Annotated in this window: 12 protein-coding genes, 3 tRNA genes and 2 pseudogenes; 11 read left to right on the forward strand and 6 right to left on the reverse strand. The window is 63.2% G+C overall.

What is annotated here, in order from left to right; all coding sequences use genetic code 11:
• The first annotated feature begins 255 nt into the window (after positions 1 to 255).
• The 4 genes from IWX88_RS11985 to IWX88_RS12000 are packed head-to-tail and all read left to right on the forward strand — an operon-like array spanning position 256 to position 5,949.
• On the forward strand, positions 256 to 1,650 hold the full coding sequence (locus IWX88_RS11985) for an alpha/beta hydrolase (RefSeq protein WP_196830650.1): 1,395 nt from the start codon (positions 256 to 258) through the stop codon (positions 1,648 to 1,650).
• Positions 1,651 to 1,661: 11 nt separating this feature from the next.
• Positions 1,662 to 3,197 (forward strand): GMC family oxidoreductase, encoded by a 1,536-nt coding sequence (locus IWX88_RS11990; protein WP_231369258.1) that lies wholly within the window; start codon positions 1,662 to 1,664, stop codon positions 3,195 to 3,197.
• 8 nt (positions 3,198 to 3,205) lie between these two features.
• The gene (locus IWX88_RS11995) at positions 3,206 to 5,023 is read left to right on the forward strand and encodes a glycoside hydrolase family 15 protein (protein WP_196830654.1); all 1,818 of its coding nucleotides are present in this window, start codon (positions 3,206 to 3,208) and stop codon (positions 5,021 to 5,023) included.
• Positions 5,020 to 5,949, forward strand: coding sequence for an SDR family oxidoreductase (locus IWX88_RS12000; protein WP_196830655.1), 930 nt, complete (start codon positions 5,020 to 5,022; stop codon positions 5,947 to 5,949). Before IWX88_RS11995 ends, IWX88_RS12000 begins: the two co-directional genes overlap by 4 nt.
• 478 nt (positions 5,950 to 6,427) lie before the next feature.
• Here IWX88_RS12000 and IWX88_RS14115 read toward each other — a convergent pair whose 3' ends face one another.
• Together IWX88_RS14115 and IWX88_RS12005 are read right to left on the reverse strand one after the other, a co-directional pair.
• Positions 6,428 to 6,559, reverse strand: coding sequence for a hypothetical protein (locus IWX88_RS14115; protein ID WP_255526087.1), 132 nt, complete (start codon positions 6,557 to 6,559; stop codon positions 6,428 to 6,430).
• Positions 6,560 to 7,102: 543 nt separating this feature from the next.
• Positions 7,103 to 7,354 (reverse strand): ATP-dependent DNA ligase, encoded by a 252-nt coding sequence (locus IWX88_RS12005; protein ID WP_196830656.1) that lies wholly within the window; start codon positions 7,352 to 7,354, stop codon positions 7,103 to 7,105.
• A 798-nt stretch (positions 7,355 to 8,152) separates the two neighbouring features.
• Here IWX88_RS12005 and IWX88_RS14310 point away from each other — a divergent pair.
• The gene (locus IWX88_RS14310) at positions 8,153 to 9,274 is read left to right on the forward strand and encodes an integrase core domain-containing protein (RefSeq protein WP_196830657.1); all 1,122 of its coding nucleotides are present in this window, start codon (positions 8,153 to 8,155) and stop codon (positions 9,272 to 9,274) included.
• Positions 9,271 to 10,035: pseudogene (gene istB, locus IWX88_RS12015) on the forward strand (IS21-like element helper ATPase IstB). The gene IWX88_RS14310 and the pseudogene istB overlap by 4 nt, the downstream one beginning before the upstream one ends.
• A gap of 99 nt (positions 10,036 to 10,134) precedes the next feature.
• On the opposite strand, the gene IWX88_RS12020 reads toward istB, so the two are convergent.
• The gene (locus IWX88_RS12020) at positions 10,135 to 10,356 is read right to left on the reverse strand and encodes a hypothetical protein (protein ID WP_196830658.1); all 222 of its coding nucleotides are present in this window, start codon (positions 10,354 to 10,356) and stop codon (positions 10,135 to 10,137) included.
• Between the two features lie 409 nt (positions 10,357 to 10,765).
• On the opposite strand from IWX88_RS12020, the gene IWX88_RS14315 reads away from it, so the two are divergent.
• The 3 genes and pseudogenes from IWX88_RS14315 (at position 10,766) to IWX88_RS12030 (ending at position 11,822) form a co-directional block, all read left to right on the forward strand.
• Positions 10,766 to 10,897: an Arm DNA-binding domain-containing protein gene (locus IWX88_RS14315; protein WP_196830659.1), complete on the forward strand. Its 132-nt coding sequence runs from the start codon at positions 10,766 to 10,768 to the stop codon at positions 10,895 to 10,897.
• 12 nt (positions 10,898 to 10,909) lie between these two features.
• Positions 10,910 to 10,978, forward strand: a pseudogene (locus IWX88_RS14320) (hypothetical protein); the annotation flags it as partial.
• A gap of 187 nt (positions 10,979 to 11,165) precedes the next feature.
• The gene (locus IWX88_RS12030; protein ID WP_370568349.1) at positions 11,166 to 11,822 is read left to right on the forward strand and encodes a tyrosine-type recombinase/integrase; all 657 of its coding nucleotides are present in this window, start codon (positions 11,166 to 11,168) and stop codon (positions 11,820 to 11,822) included.
• Between the two features lie 42 nt (positions 11,823 to 11,864).
• Here the strand turns inward: IWX88_RS12030 and IWX88_RS12035 are convergent.
• The 3 genes from IWX88_RS12035 to IWX88_RS12045 form a co-directional block, all read right to left on the reverse strand.
• Positions 11,865 to 11,937: transfer RNA gene (locus IWX88_RS12035), tRNA-Phe, on the reverse strand.
• 77 nt (positions 11,938 to 12,014) lie between these two features.
• Positions 12,015 to 12,088 (reverse strand) — tRNA-Asp (locus IWX88_RS12040).
• Positions 12,089 to 12,101: 13 nt separating this feature from the next.
• Positions 12,102 to 12,174, reverse strand: a tRNA-Glu gene (locus tag IWX88_RS12045).
• Positions 12,175 to 12,352: 178 nt separating this feature from the next.
• Here IWX88_RS12045 and IWX88_RS12050 point away from each other — a divergent pair.
• Positions 12,353 to 13,600: a M23 family metallopeptidase gene (locus IWX88_RS12050; protein WP_196830664.1), complete on the forward strand. Its 1,248-nt coding sequence runs from the start codon at positions 12,353 to 12,355 to the stop codon at positions 13,598 to 13,600.
• A 280-nt stretch (positions 13,601 to 13,880) separates the two neighbouring features.
• A complete protein-coding gene (locus IWX88_RS12055; RefSeq protein ID WP_196830666.1) occupies positions 13,881 to 15,167 on the forward strand; it encodes a M23 family metallopeptidase in 1,287 nt (428 codons plus the stop codon).
• The last annotated feature ends 138 nt before the right edge of the window (positions 15,168 to 15,305 follow it).

Genomic DNA, 15,305 nt, shown 5'->3' on the forward strand with positions numbered 1-15,305 from the left:
ATCGATGCCACCCACCACCACTGGCGTATGAGTGTCGCCGGCGATAGTCGCCAATTTGACACCGTCATCACTGAGCAACTTGCCAACGATCGGATTGCGTGGACCAGCACTGCCGGGGAGGACGGCACCTGTCCGGTCGGCCTCGCCAATCGAGCCGTTGCTTAAATGCTTCACTCGGTAAATATTCTCGGCTCACCGCTCGGCGGTCCTTGTCAAGACCTTGGAGTATCGGCGGTCTTCCGGCAAGCTGGTGTCATGTCAAGCAACAGCGCCCGGCCATCCGCGCGGCCGGTGGCGTTCTGCCTTCATGCCATGGGCGCGAGTTCTGCCGAGTTCGCTCACCTTCGGGATGCCTTGGCTGGTGAGATCGAGGTAGTCGCCATCGATCTGCCCGGGTTCGGTGACACGGCGTGGGTCGACGGGGCCTCGGTGGAGGAGACGGTCGAGTTCGTCATCCGCCGGATCCGTGCGCATGGTGCTGCGCGATGGATGCTCGTCGGCCACAGCATGGGCGGAAAAATCGCCTCGATCATCGCCGCGTGGACTCTGTCTGGTCGGGCGCCCCTTTTCGGCCTAGCCGGCGTCGTGTTGCTGGCCGCATCTCCCGTGACGTCCGAGCCGATGGCAGAGGACCGCCGCGAGTTGATGATCGGCTGGGCTTCAGAAAGCCACTTGTCTTCCGACGGCCACTTGAGCGACGAATCGGCACGCGAGTTCGTCGAGGCCAACATCGCCGAGCCACTCGCCAAGACGGACATGGCAAGTGCGGTGTCGGGCGTGCGGCGCACGGACCCGCTGGCTTGGCGCGCCTGGCTGGAGAGGGGTAGTCGCGAAGACTGGTCTTCAGAAGTCGGGGACCTGGCAGTGCCAGCTCTCATCGTCTCGGGCGCCCAGGATGGGGAGCTGGGGGACCCCGCGCAGCGCCGCCTCAACGGGGCGACCTACCTGGCGGCGAAGTTCGTGACGATCGAGCATGCCGCCCATCTTCTGCCGATCGAGCGTCCTCAGGAGGTCGCCGCCGCGATCCTGACCTTCTGGCGTGACCATGCAGGAACGTCTCCGGGGGTTCCCCTAAGCACCGGCCGGGTCATCGCGTCGGAACGGACGAGCGAGCGAACTCGCGGCATCCTGTCCCGGCGGGCGCTGGCGGATGACCCTGGTTACCAACCCTTGGTCTTGTCGAGCGAGCAACTGGCGACACTGCGCGACATCGGCGAGCGACTTGTGCCGCAGAGCGATGACGCGATCGACCTCGCCGCTCGTGTCGACCAGCAGCTCGGTCGCGGAGGCGGCGACGGTTGGCGGAACGCGGCGTTGCCCGCCGACGTGAACGCCTATCGCCTCGGCCTCGACGCGCTGATCGGATTCGGCGTTCACCCCCCGGAGCGACAGGGCGAGATGATCGCGCAGCTGATCGACGGCAGCTTCGTCGCCGAGGCCTCGACGATGAGCTCGAAGCAGCTGCAGTTCTGGTTCGAAGACGTTCGCGTGGATCTGGCTCGTCAGTGGATGGCGCACCCGGCGACCTTCTCACGCGTCAAGTACGACGGCTTCGGCAACGGTGGCGACGGCGTCCGCAAGCACGGGTTCACCCTTCTCGAAGCCGGCCGCCGAGAAGCCTGGGAACCGAGCGGCGGCGGCACCGAATGAACCTGAGCGGCATGCGCGTGTTCGACAACGCCGACGAGGTCGATGTGATCGTCGTCGGGTCAGGGGCTGGTGGGGCCCCTCTGACCGCGTCCTTGGCGTCGGCCGGGTTGAGGGTCGTGGTGCTGGAAGCCGGCCCGAACTTCGAGCCCGGCGACCACACGCCCGACGAGACCGAGGCAGTCGACATCATCTGGATGGATGAGCGGCTCAGCGGAGGCGAAACACCGACCGCCTTCGGGCCCAACAACAGCGGCCGCGGTGTCGGCGGTTCGACGTTGCATTGGGGTGCCTTTACGCCGCGCCCCGACGCGCGTGACATGTCGTTCCTCCGCGAGACGGGTCAGGGTGTCGACTGGCCAATCTCCCCCTCCGAACTCATGCCCTATGTCGCCCGCGTCGAGCAGTACCTCGGTGTTTCCGGGCCATCCGACTATCCCTGGGACCCTGATCGGCGCTACGCCCTGCCGCCGGTTGCGCGCAACGCCTCGTCGGAGATGATGATGCGTGGATGCGAGGTGCTCGGCATCCGCGCGACCGATGCGCCCGCCGCTGTCGTCAGCCAGGACTGGCAGCAGGAGGGATTCGGACTGCGCCAGGCGTGCGTCAACTGCGGCGCCTGCCACCAAGGATGCCGCAACGGCGCGAAAGTGTCGATGGACACCAGTTACCTCCCGGCGGCTTTGTCGCGCGGGGCCGAGATCCGCTCTGATTCGACAGTGCACACCATCGAAACGGACGAATCCGGCGCCGTCACCGCCGTGATCTATCGACGTGATGGTGTCAACCACCGCCAACGGTGCGCGATGTTGGTACTCAGCGCCGGCGGGATCGAGACTCCGCGGCTGCTGTTGCACAACGCACTCGCGAACAGCTCCGGCCAGGTCGGCCGAAATTTCATGGCCCATGGTGGCGTGCAGGTCTGGGGACGATTCGACCAGCTGATGCGGTCGTATCGCGGCTATCCGTCGTCGATTATCTCGGAAGACATGGTGCGCCCGCCTGACGCCGCTTTCGTGGGCGGCTACCTGATGCAGAGCCTCGGGGCGATGCCGTTGACCTTCGCGACGACGCTGATCCGGGGCAGCTCACTGTGGGGTCCGGAACTCACCGAGGCGCTCGAGCGGTACCCGTACATGGCCGGTCTGGGGATCAACGCGGAATGCCTGCCTTCCGACGCGAATCGGCTCACCCTTTCTGACGAGGTCGACAAGCTCGGCGTGCCCAAGGCGCACGTGACCTTCACTGCGGGCGAGAACGAGAAGGCGATCGAGGCTCACGCGGTCACGATGATGACCAACATCGTGTCGGCGGCGGGTGGCGGTGGCATCCTGGTTCTGCCGCGATCTGCTCACACGCTCGGGACCTGCCGGCTGGGCGAGACGGCCGACGTCGGGGTGGTTGACGCCGACGGTCGGAGCTTCGATATCCCCAATCTCTGGATCTGTGACACCTCGGTGTTCCCGAGCTCGCTGAGCGCGAACCCGGGCCTCACGATGATGGCACTTTCGCTCCGCACCGCGGATGCCATCCTCAGGGCAGCGCGGTAGGTTGCCACATGGTCGCCACGAAAGCCCGCACCGACGGCTATGTCGATCTGCGGGATTATGCCGCGATCGGGGACGGCCGAACGGTTGCGCTCATCGCCCGGGATGGCAGCGTCGACTGGCTCCCCATTCCCGATATGGATTCCACCCCGGTGTTCGCCCGGTTGCTGGATGCCGAGGGCGGCGGTCAGATCGAACTCGCGCCGACCGAGCCTTACACCGTGCGACGCAGCTACCTCAGCGGGACGAACGTGCTGCGGACGACATTCACCACGGAGTCCGGGGTCGCCCGCGTCACGGACGCGCTGGTCACGGGCCTCGCCGGACGCCTGCCGTGGGTCGAGTTGGCGCGTCGTATCGAGGGGATCCGGGGCGCCGTGAAGTTCCGCTGGAAGGTCGCGCCGGGCACCCGTTTCGCCTCGTCGTCGCCGTGGGTCGAAGACGGCCCTCTCGGCAAGATCCTGCGAATCGACACGGTCAACCTCACCGTGCGAGGCATCCAGCACGGGCCGCGCGGCGGCGGCGATCGCGCGATAGCGGGTGGATTCACGACGTCGAAGGGGTCGCGACACCTGCTTGTCGTCGCAGGAACATCGGATGGCCCGCTTCCCATTCCGGTTGGAAAATATACGGATGCCGCCGTCGACCGCTCCATCAGCGCGTGGCGCGCCTGGTCGAAGGATTTCAGCTACGACGGCCCCTGGGCGCCCCACGTGCAGCGCAGCGCGCTCGCACTGAAGCTCCTCATGTTCGCCTCGACCGGTTCGATCGCTGCGGCGCCGACGACCTCGCTGCCTGAGAGCCTGCGCGGGGGCAAGAATTGGGACTACCGCTACGCGTGGGTGCGTGATCTCGCCTATACCGTCCACTCGTTGGTGCGGTTCGGTCTGCGGGAGGAGACGCAATCGGCGGTGGCCTGGCTGCTCCGGGCGCTCAAGGATCACGGTCCCGAACTGCGGATCTTCTACACACTCAGCGGTGAGCTCCCGGGGGAGGTCACCACGCACCAGGTACCCGGGTGGCGGGGAATCGGCCCGGTGGTCTCGGGAAACCGGGCGACCGATCAGGTGCAACTCAGCGTCTTCGGCGACCTCTTCGACGTGATTCGCATCTACGTCAACGCCGGTAACGTGCTGGACGTGGAGACGGGCCGGCTGCTGGAATCCTTCGCCGAACGCACCGCTGGAACCTGGCGACAGGAAGACGCGGGGATGTGGGAGCTCGAGGAGCAGCACCACAATACCTCCTCGAAGATGGGCTGCTGGCAGGCGCTGGATGCTGCGGCCCAGCTGTGCGAGGCCGGCCACATGCCCGGCGATGCGAAGCGATGGCGAGCCGAATGTGACGAGATCCGAACTTGGATCGACGAGCACTGTTGGTCTGATGCGCTCCAGGCCTACGTCGCCCACGCCGGAGACGAAAGCCTGGATGCCTCGGTACTGCTGCACGCTACGAGCGGCTTCGACCGCGGGCCCCGCATGTCGTCGACCATCGACGCCATCCGGAACGAGTTGGGCAGGGGCCCGCTGCTCTATCGCTACAGCGGAGCCGATCAGGAGGAGGGAGCCTTCGTCGCCTGCTCCTTCTGGATGGCGAGCGCATTGGCCTGCGTGGGTCGCCATGACGAGGCCACGGCGCTCATGGACGAACTCGTCCAGCTCTCGAACGACGTGGGCCTTCTCGCCGAGATGATCGAGCCGAGCGATCGCTCGTTCCTCGGCAATCTGCCCCAGGGCCTCAGCCACATCGGGCTGATCAACGCGGCCATCACCATCGAAGAGCTCTCGGGTGCCGACGGCGCATCCCGCTCGGCAAGGAGACAGAAATGACAAAGCCCACCGCAACACCCGCCCCCGCGAAGCCAGACCAGTACACCTTCGGCGATCCGCGCACCCGCTACCCCGTCATCAGCCCACCCGTCCAGCAGCAAGACGAGCCCGGCATCCAGTCGCAGATGACACCGGTCCCCGACCTCGGTGAGGCGACGTACCGCGGAACCGGCCGACTCACCGGCCGGCGTGCCTTGATCACGGGAGCAGACTCCGGCATCGGCGGCGCAGTGGCCATCGCCTTCGCCCGCGAGGGAGCCGACATCACGATGTCGTACCGCCCAGAAGAGGAGTCGGATGCGCGTCACATTGCCGACGTCATCAAGCGGGCTGGTCGGACCGCGACGCTGGTGCCGGGCGATCTCACCGACCCGGCCTACTGCCGAGCGCTCGTCGACACAGCGGTGAGCGCCATGGGCGGACTCGACGCGGTCGTCAACGTCGCCGGCAAGCAGGTGTGGCAACCCACGCTCGCGGAGCTCAGCGATGAGCAGTTCGAGCAGACCTACGCGACGAACGTCTTCGCACTCTTCTGGATCGTCAAGGCGGCTCTGCCCCACCTCGAACCCGGTTCGACGATCATCAACACCGCGTCGCTCGAGGCCTACACCCCCTCACCGGATCGATTGGACTACGCGAGCACCAAAGGCGCAATCAACAACCTCTCGAAGGGGTTGGCCCAGCAGCTCATCCCGCACGGCATCCGAGTCAATGTTGTCGCACCGGGGCCGACCTGGACCGCGCTGCAGGTCACGTGCGGCGTGGACCCAGAGACGCTCCCCGAGTTCGGATCCAGCGAGACGTCGATGGGACGAGCCGCGCAACCGGCCGAGCTGGCGCCGGCGTACGTGTTTCTCGCTTCCGCAGAATCCAGCTTCGTCGTCGGGGAGACCCTCAACGTGAACGGTGGGATGAACACGCCCTAAGAGCAGCCGCCGGCCAAATGGACGAAGCTTGTTCCGTTGTACGGCCACCGGTTTTTCCGGCTGATCCCATCCGACCTTCCGCACCCGTGTTTTCGATGTACCAGACCGACGTGATTATCTACGGCGATGATTTGCTCGACTACGTCCAGCACAAATTCGGCAGCCAGAATATGGCTTCCTCCTGGCTCAACGCGCATGGTCCCGAGCCTTGGCCACTTTTCGCCTTCGACATGGACTTGGAATCGTCGACGATGAGATTCGGACGTCCCGCTATCGGGCGGCAACTCGCCAGGTGGAACTCAATACGCTACTTTCCCAGGGCCTTCCTTGACGTTTGTTCTGGGGTTGTCCAGCCAGTCGTGAAGGACGCCCACCAGCGCTCCACTGAGCACTTCACCGTGGGCAGGTCGGGGTAGGAATGATTTGTCCGATACCGGCAGCGGCCGCGCAGGAACCACTGGGGTGTGTCGGGGAGCGTTCATAGCCGGGGTGAGAACAGGTCGGCTGGTGAGGAAGTAGCCCGGGTATGCGCCAGTCGGGCGAGGTTTCGGATAGCGTTGTCGAGGGTCATGAAGTTGTACCACTGGAACCCGTCATTGATGCGCATCACCTCATAAAGGCCGTCTCGTTCTTTGACGCACCCGATAAGACTCCCCACGCAATCCGGGGCCGGTGTGTGTCGCACGACCCAGCTTTTCCGGGATGTTTGTTGGACCAGGATTGAGTCATCATTGTGGCTGCTGACATCCGCTGATGAATGGACGTCCTGATCCTGACTTTGTTCCACCACACTCGCGGGGTTGGGTCCGGCGGTCGAAAGTGTCATAGCTCCTCCTGGTTCGAAAACGGATGTGATCCGCCGCCAAGATCTGGAGCAACACTCAAACTTTACGCTTCGAACACACCGATCGCTACAGGGTGCCCACCATGTTTAGCATCAGCCGCCCGATGGTGGTTCCGCTTGCGGGCGGCCCTTCCGGCCCAAAAATGTTCTAAAGAGTGCTCTCACGAGGGCGGGAAACTCCACCCGGTGGTCCTCCCGCTGGGTTCGAAGCGGCGGTACTGCTTTTGTTTAGAGGTCAAGTTGCTGGGGTGGTTCGACGATCACGCGAAGGCCTGCCGCGCTGTTCGAGGAGGCGGCCAGAGCCTCGAGCTACAGTTTGTTGATCGAGGGATCTCTGCTGCCTAGATAGATGAATTGCAGTGGGATGGCGGGGGAGAGCCATATTGTGGTCCGGCCGCTGCCCGCGCTGGCTCCATGGTCGAAGCAGAATCCGAACGATTCGCCGCGACGCAGTTTGATCATGATCATGATCATGATCATGATCACGATCTGGAGATGGGCGAGGGTTCGGTCGTGGAATTCGATTCCCGGGTTGGCGTTACTGTAAACGAGTTGACCCATTGGAGATCCCTTCGACGTAGTTTCTGCCCGGATTGTGGACCCAGTCGCGGAGAACGCTGACTACCGCGTCGCTTCGTGTTTGCTCGGTCAGTCCGACTTCATCACGGGCCGCGACGGGCGCAAACCGATGACCTCCCGCGGCTATCACGGGAGGTGTGTCAGATGAGGCGGTGATTGATGTGCTCATCGAAGCCACCAGGACCGGGCCGCGTCGCACATCACACTGACAGTGTGTGGTCCGAGATGCCAGCGGCGACTGACAGTGCCAGGCACCAACGGCGTTTTCAACCACCCCTCGCGGGTACTGGTGAGTAGTGGCCGTTTGAGGGAAACCATCATTGTTCTTCCTTGACAGAGCACGGATACAGCCCGCCGCCAGGATCTAGAGCAACAACAGAAGGTTACGCCGCCGTAGTTGTGCGTGTGTCGGTGTGTGCGAGCAGCAAGGCAATGGCCAGTTACGCACGGTGACCTGCGCCACCCTGCTGTTCGTGTTCCACTGTGGCTGTCGATCTCGAAATTCCGGACACGCTCTGCCGTCTCTGACCAACTCATTCGGCCCAAGGGAGTGAGACAGCATCGAAACTCAGGGAGCGATCGAAGAACCGGCCTGATGACGCCGACCGAAAATAGGGTCATTAACGCCAACTGAAAATAGGGCCACCAACCATTATGGAAGGTGATCAAATTGGACGATTGGGCTGAAATTCGCCACCTCTATTCGACGGGGAAGCATTCGAAACGGGAGATAGCACGACTGGTCGGGTGGCTCGGGGGACGGTCGATCGGGTGTTGGCCGTGGACAGATCTCCGATGTATCAGCGGGAGTCGACGGGGTCGAGTTTTGATGCGTTCGCTAGTCAGGTGCGGGTGCTTCTCGCGGCCACGCCGACTATGCCGGCCGCGACCGCAGCCGAACGGGTGGGCTGGTCGGGGTCTCCATCGTTGTTTCGGGCCAAGGTCGCTGAGCTCCGACCGGAGTATGCGGTTCCAGATCCTGCGGATCGGCTGGTGCATCCTGCCGGATTCCAGACCCAGTGCGATCTCTGGTTCCCTCACGAGGACCTGCCGCTGGGACATGACCGGGCTGCGGCGCCACCGGTTCTGGTGATGACGTCGACGTTCTCGGGGTTCATCCAAGCGCGCATGTTGCCGTTGCGGACGACCGCGGACCTACTCGGCGGGATGTGGTCCCTGTTGCAAGAAGCTGAAGCAGTCCCGACCCGGTTGACGTGGGACAACGAGACGGGCATTGGCCGTGGAAAACTCACCGAGCCCGCTGCCGCTTTCGCTGGGACCCTCGGCACCCAGATCAAACTGCTCAAAGCTCGCGATCCAGAGTCCAAGGGCATGGTCGAACGAATGAATCGGTTCTTTCGGAGCCGATTCATGTCAGGCCGCGTCTTCACCTCCACCGATGACTTCAACGAGCAGCTCGCCGCGTGGTTACCCGTGGCAAACAACCGTCTCTCCCGGTCCCGCCGAGGTCGACCCAGTGACCTCATCAGCAGAGACCGGGCCGCGATGCGCGGGCTCCCGCCGATGGCACCGGAGGTCATGTTTCGCAACAGCGTCCGACTGCCACGCGATTACTACGTTCGCGCCTTCAGCAACGACTACTCCGTCGACCCCGCCATGATCGGCCGAGTCGTCGACGTGGCGGCGAGCCTTGACCGTGTCATCGTCCACCATGATGGCGTCCTCATCGCCTCACACCGCCGGAAGTGGGCTCGGCAGCTCACCGTCACAGACCCTGCCCACGTCCTGCGCGCGGCCGAGTTGCGTGCCCCGTTCCAAGCTCAACGCGCCCGCCGGTCCCCGAGCACAACCACCGTCGAGATCGCATCGTTGAGCCGCTACGACGAACTTTTCAACGTCGACCTTGAACCGGCACCATCCGTGCTGGCGGTCGCGTCATGATCGGTCCGGAAGCGGCATCGCAGATCGAATACTACGCCCGAGCTTTAAGAGCACCCAGGATCAGCGAAGCGTTCCGCCGCCTCGGCGACCAGGCCCGCGACGCGGGGTGGTCCCACGAGGAATACCTCGCTGAGGTTCTTTCTAAAGAAGTATCCGAACGCGAAGCTTTCGGTGCCGGAATGCGGATCAGGGCGGCGAGGTCCCCGGGGTTCAAGACGCTTGAGGACTTCAACTTTGAGCACCAGCCCTCCGCTGACCGAAACCTGATCGCGCACCTGGGCACGAGTGTGTTCCTCACCGAAGCGAAGAACGTTGTCCTGCTCGGCCCTCCCGGAACGGGGAAAACGCACCTCGCTGTCGGCATCGGGATCAAGGCCGCCAAGGCTGGCCATCGGGTCCTCTTCGATACGGCGACGGGCTGGGTCGCCCGACTTCAAGAGGCCCACTCGCGTGGCAAACTCGCCGCCGAATTGACCCGGCTACGCCGCTACAGACTGCTTATCGTCGACGAGGTCGGCTACATCCCCTTCGACCAAGACGCCGCGAACCTGTTCTTCCAACTGGTGTCCTCGCGTTACGAACACGCGTCTCTGATCTTGACGAGCAACCTGCCGTTCGCTCGTTGAGGTGACGTATTAGGAGACCTCACCATCGCCTCCGCCACGATCGACCGCATCGTTCACCACGCCGACGTCATCAGCCTCAAAGGCAACAGTTACCGACTCAAGCAACATCAACCCGCCGCAACTACGGCACACTAGAACTACACGAAAGTGGCACTATTTTCAGTTGGCAGAAATGGCCCCATTTTCAGTTGGCGTTAACAGCTTCCTCGTCCCACTCCGCGACGTCGCCGCTCATCAGAGCTGGTCCGGATTCACATCCGGGTCGACCGTGGCCACCGGCGCCGCGACCACCGGCCCTGTGGTCAATGGCGGCGTGTTCACGGGGGGCAGTGGCGCACATGCTGCTGAGCCGGGGTCGTGGGCGGCGATCGATGAACGCACTGCGGCGGCGTGACGGCCGACCATCCACGGCACAGTCTGAATCAGGGCAGCACGGGCACCCGAAGACAGGATCACCGCCCGTCCCCAAGGGAGTGCTGCAAGCTCCGCCGGGTCGAGGATCCGTTCACGGCGCTGCTGGTGGTTGGTGGAACGAACCCCCCGGCTATAGGTGGCCGTGGCGGTGCCCTTGTCCCACGGTCGAATCCATCAGATCGACAGGCGTCCCGATTTTCTCTTGCCATGGAACGATAGCCATGTGGTCATTGAATTTCATCACATCGAGATTGTGCCGTTGACTTAGGCAGGAGGCGGAAGTCACGGGATGGGTATACGGCGACCTCGAACTTCAATCGCGATAGGTGGGCCGCACGTCTAAAAGTTGGATGGGCGATTAGGAGTCGAATTGGGAACAGTGGAGCCTTACGAGACTGCCTCGGGCAAACGGTATTTGGTGCGATATCGAACTCCAGACCGCCGTCAGACGATGAAGAGAGGATTCACGACCAAAAGGGATGCGCAGCAACACCTTGCCACGGTTGAGGTGTCGAAAATGCGTGGAGAGTGGATCGATGCAACCCGATCGCGAATGAGCGTTCGAGAGGCCGCGGAAATGTGATTTGCGGCGCAATTGCAGATCAAGCCGACGACCAGAGTTGGCTACCGTCACGCTCTCGACAAGCATGTACTGCCTGCATGGGGGGATATCCGCCTGAGCGAAGTATCCCACTCTGAGGTGCAGCGGTGGGTATCGGAGCTCACCAACAAACTCGGCCCGTCAATGGTGCGGCAACAACATCTTGTGCTCTCTGGCGTTTTCAACGCTTGCCGTTCGAGATGGCCGGCTTGTGCGGAATCCCTCCGAAGATGTTCGCCTTCCTCGAATAGTGAAAACACGACGAGGGTATTTGACCCACGAACAACTTGCGCAGGTAGCCGAGCGGTGCGGGCAGAGCGCCGATATCGTGTTGTTCCTTGCGTACACAGGAGTGCGTTGGGGGGAGATGGCCGCGTTAAAGGCCGATCGAGTAGATATCTCCCGGCGCAGAGTCGAGATCGCCGAAGCTGTCTCCGAACCCCGTGGGTTGATCACCTGGGTTACTCCAAAGTCGCACGAACGGCGATCGGTACCGTTCCCGGAATTCTTGACCCCCCGCCTTCGGCTTCGTTGTGAGGGGAAACATCCTGATGACCTTGTTTTCGTCGGTTCTGCGGGGGCCGTGCTTCGGGCGGGAAATTTCCGAAACCGTGTTTTCGACGCGGCCGTCGCCTCGGCCATCAAGAGTGACTCGTCGATAACGCGAGTGACCCTTCACGACCTCCGTCATACGGCCGCTTCGCTTGCTGTTTCCGCTGGTGCGAATGTGAAAGCAGTGCAGAGGATGTTGGGACATGCATCTGCCGCTATCACGTTGGATGTCTACGCAGACCTGTTTGACGACGACCTCGACGCTCTGGCAGAGGCTCTGAACCTCGTAGTGCCAGCGGCAGTTGTGCTCAAAATGTGTTCAACAGATCCCGAGAGCGAGTTTAAGAAGCCGTAAAAAAGGCCCTACTCCCCGCAGAAGCTCAGGAAATAGGGCCAGTGGCTCCGACGGGCGTCGATCCCGTGACCTTTCGATTTTCAGTCGAACGCTCTACCAACTGAGCTACAGAGCCGTGCATCGCACTCAGATCAGACTAGAGCGGGATACAAAATAAGGCACGGCCTTCTGGCGAGAGATGACCGTGCCTTGCGACCCTGACCGGACTTGAACCGGCGACCTCCGCCGTGACAGGGCGGCGCGCTAACCAACTGCGCTACAGGGCCAAGCTATGTTTTGTGACCCCAACGGGATTCGAACCCGTGTTAACGCCGTGAAAGGGCGCCGTCCTAGGCCACTAAACGATGGGGCCGTGAAGAAAGATCCTTCATAGCTGCCGAGGGATAAGCATAGGGGAGCCCAGCCCCATTACCAAACCACAACAGGGTGCAAACGCATGCAGAAAGCATCCGTTCGCCACTCCGCGCGGATGCCGGCATTCGGTGGCCCGCAGATATAGGTTCTGAGTGTTGTCGAGACTTCGGGGAAAAATGGCATTTGGGAGCGACGGCGGGCTGCGTGTCCGTTCTGCACGTGGCATGCGCGGTAGGCGTTCAGTAGCGCTGCTTGCTCTGCTTGCGGTGCTGGCGGCCGGGTCAATTCTCAGCGGGTCGGGAACCTCCGCGTTCGCGGCCGAGTACCCCAGCTGGGACGACGTGCAGGCGGCTCGCCAGAATAAGGACGCAACTCAGGCCGAGGTCACCCGTGTGCAGGGGTTACTCGCTGGGTTGCAGGCTGCCGTCGATGCGACCCAGGCTGTTGCGCTCAACAAGGGCGACGAATATCAGGCGGCGCAGCAAAAGTACGACGAGGCGGCTGTCAAGGCCGCCGAGCTGCTGCGCCAGGCGGATGCCGCCCAGACCAAAGCCGCGAAGTCCAAGCAGCAGGCCGGTCAGCTTGCCGCCCAGCTCAGCCGCTCCGCCGGAACCGACTTCTCCACCCGTCTGTTCTTCAGCGGGGGAGACTCCAAGGCCTACCTCGCCCAGCTCGGCCTCCAAAGCATGGTGAAAGACCAGTCCGCTGGCATCTACGAGAAGGCCATCCAGGACCAGAACACCGCCCAATCCCTGACCGACCAGGCGGATGTTGCCAAAGCGGCCCTCAAGCGCCTCGCGGATATCGCGCAGAAGGCACTCGCCGAGGCGATCACAGCGGCGGCGGCCGCGACATCCGCTTTCACCGAACAGAGCGACAACTCGGCTCGCCTCAAGGCGCAACTCGCCACCCTCACCACGAACGTGGATCACCTCGAGTCCGAATACGTGGACGGGATCAAAGCTCTGTGGGGCGAACTCGCCGGGCTCGGGGCCGGCAAGATCTCGAGTACCGGATGGGTGCGTCCCTCTGGGGGGCACATCTCCAGCCCCTTCGGCTTTCGGATCAACCCATTCACCCACGCGTACGCGTTCCATGCAGGCACCGACCTCGCCGCCAATTGCAACTCCCCGATTTTCGCCGCCCACGGGGGAACAGTTGTCTACGCTGGTCCGAACGGTGGCTACGGCAACTTCGTGCAGATCGATAACGGCGACGGCACCACTACTGGCTATGGCCATATCGTCAACGGCGGTATCCATGTGAGCGTTGGCCAGCCTGTGGGCCCCGGTCAGCCGATTGCGGCAGTCGGGAGCACCGGTCACTCCACCGGATGCCACCTGCACTACGAGGTGCGGCAGGGCGGCAACGCCACCGATCCGGTGCCGTTCATGCGCAACAACGGCATTGAACTCGCGAACTGAGGCGTGCCCATTCAGTCTGGTTGGCCATTCGGCTTGGTTGGACTGTTGCTGCCCGAATGTCGGCCAGCCGCGCCCGCGACCATGCGCCCGAATGTCAGCCATGCGGGCACATGTTCGGCAGCATGGCTGACGAACGGCAGCGCGGTCGCGGCGGTAAGGCGGCGAATGCAGTCACCATGGGCGGACACTGGATATCCCAGACCGAGGTCGCTAATGTCACGTATGTTGTTCCTGTTACCAGAGTGACCAAAGGAGACGTATGTGACGAGATCGGAAATTGATGGCGCTCGTCAACGGCGGCACTTCACGACGCGCGGGGCGCAGTACTTGGCTGCGCGGTGGCCCACGCCGTTGGATGGCGATCCTCTCGGTGATCTGCGTGCTGGTGAGCGGCTGCGTCGTCGGCTCGGCCTCCGGGGCCCTCGCCACCACCTATCCGAGTTATACCGATGTGCAGAACGCGCGGAGCAGCGAAGCGGCGAAGAAGGCGGAGATCGCCACGCTCAACCAAATTCTCGCGACGCTCCAGTCTTCCGTCGATTCGACCCAGGCCGAGGCCGTGCAGAGGGGCGCGACAGCTCAGGCAGCACAGCAGAATTACGATGACGCCGCGGCGAAGGCGCTCAAGTTGAAGGGCCAGGCGGATGATGCCCAGGCTCGCGCACATCATGCCAGGCAGGAGGCGGGGCAGCTTGCCGCCCGACTCGCGCGTTCCGGCGGCAGCGACCTCAGCAGCACCCTGTTTTTCAACAGCGGTGATGCGAAGATCCTGCTCTCCGAGCTCGGTCTTGCGAGCATGGTCAAAGACCAATCCGCGGGTGTCTACCAGAAAGCTACCCAGAGCCAGAACGTGGCACGAGCGCTCACCGACCAAGCTGATGTCGCAAAAGAAGCGTTGAAGAACCTTGCGGCCGAGGCAGAGAAAGCCGCCCAAGCCGCTGCCGCTGCCGCAGTGGCTGCCGCCGCCGCTCTCACCGAGCAGCGGGCGCACCAGATTCAGCTCACTACCCAGCTCGCGATTCTGGTGACCAACACCAACCAGACAGAGTCCGACTACGCGGCAGGTGTCGAGGCTGCCCGCCAGGCGGCGGCGGCAGCCCTTGCTGCTCAGCGCGCCGCGGCACCCCCGGCAGGGCAGGTGTCGTCCGGAGGATGGGCGCGTCCGGCCGGTGGATACATTTCGAGCCCCTACGGTTACCGCATCGATCCCTATACCGGCGCATATGCCCTTCATGCCGGCACCGACCTGGCCGCCGGCTGTGGCTCCCCGATCTATGCCGCGCACAGCGGCACAGTCGTGCTGGCCGGACCCTACGGGGGGTATGGCAACTACATCCGCATTCAAAATGATGGCGACAGCAGCTTCGAGACGGCCTACGGGCACATCGTCGACGGTGGAATTCTCGTCAGCGTCGGGCAGCGGGTGCAAGTCGGCCAGAATATCGCCCGCGTCGGGAGCACCGGCATGTCGACGGGGTGCCATTTGCACTTCGAGATTCATCACAACGGCGGAACCCAGGATCCGATACCGTTCATGCGTTCGATGGGCGTCGAACTGGCCAATTGAATCCGCACTTGAGCGGCTGAGGGCGCCCGATGTGCCCGGGGCTGGCGCCAAGTGCGCCCAGTTGCTACTGTTTCTGGTGTTAACAGTGTTACCAATGTGACTTCTTAGGTGGCCGCGGAGGATCTGCGGTACGACTCG

Origin of the sequence: Frigoribacterium sp. CG_9.8 (genome assembly GCF_015751965.1) — a bacterium.
In the GTDB taxonomy this organism is placed as follows: domain Bacteria; phylum Actinomycetota; class Actinomycetes; order Actinomycetales; family Microbacteriaceae; genus Lacisediminihabitans.

Excerpts from the sequence above, each read along its gene's own strand:
- IWX88_RS11985 (WP_196830650.1), top strand. The coding sequence starts at position 256 with ATGTCAAGCAACAGCGCCCGGCCATCCGCGCGGCCGGTGGCGTTCTGC.
- IWX88_RS11990 (WP_231369258.1), top strand. The coding sequence starts at position 1,662 with ATGCGCGTGTTCGACAACGCCGACGAGGTCGATGTGATCGTCGTCGGG.
- IWX88_RS11995 (WP_196830654.1), top strand. The coding sequence starts at position 3,206 with ATGGTCGCCACGAAAGCCCGCACCGACGGCTATGTCGATCTGCGGGAT.
- IWX88_RS12000 (WP_196830655.1), top strand. The coding sequence starts at position 5,020 with ATGACAAAGCCCACCGCAACACCCGCCCCCGCGAAGCCAGACCAGTAC.
- IWX88_RS12005 (WP_196830656.1), bottom strand. The coding sequence starts at position 7,354 with ATGGGTCAACTCGTTTACAGTAACGCCAACCCGGGAATCGAATTCCAC.
- IWX88_RS14315 (WP_196830659.1), top strand. The coding sequence starts at position 10,766 with ATGAAGAGAGGATTCACGACCAAAAGGGATGCGCAGCAACACCTTGCC.
- IWX88_RS12050 (WP_196830664.1), top strand. The coding sequence starts at position 12,353 with ATGGCATTTGGGAGCGACGGCGGGCTGCGTGTCCGTTCTGCACGTGGC.
- IWX88_RS12055 (WP_196830666.1), top strand. The coding sequence starts at position 13,881 with ATGGCGCTCGTCAACGGCGGCACTTCACGACGCGCGGGGCGCAGTACT.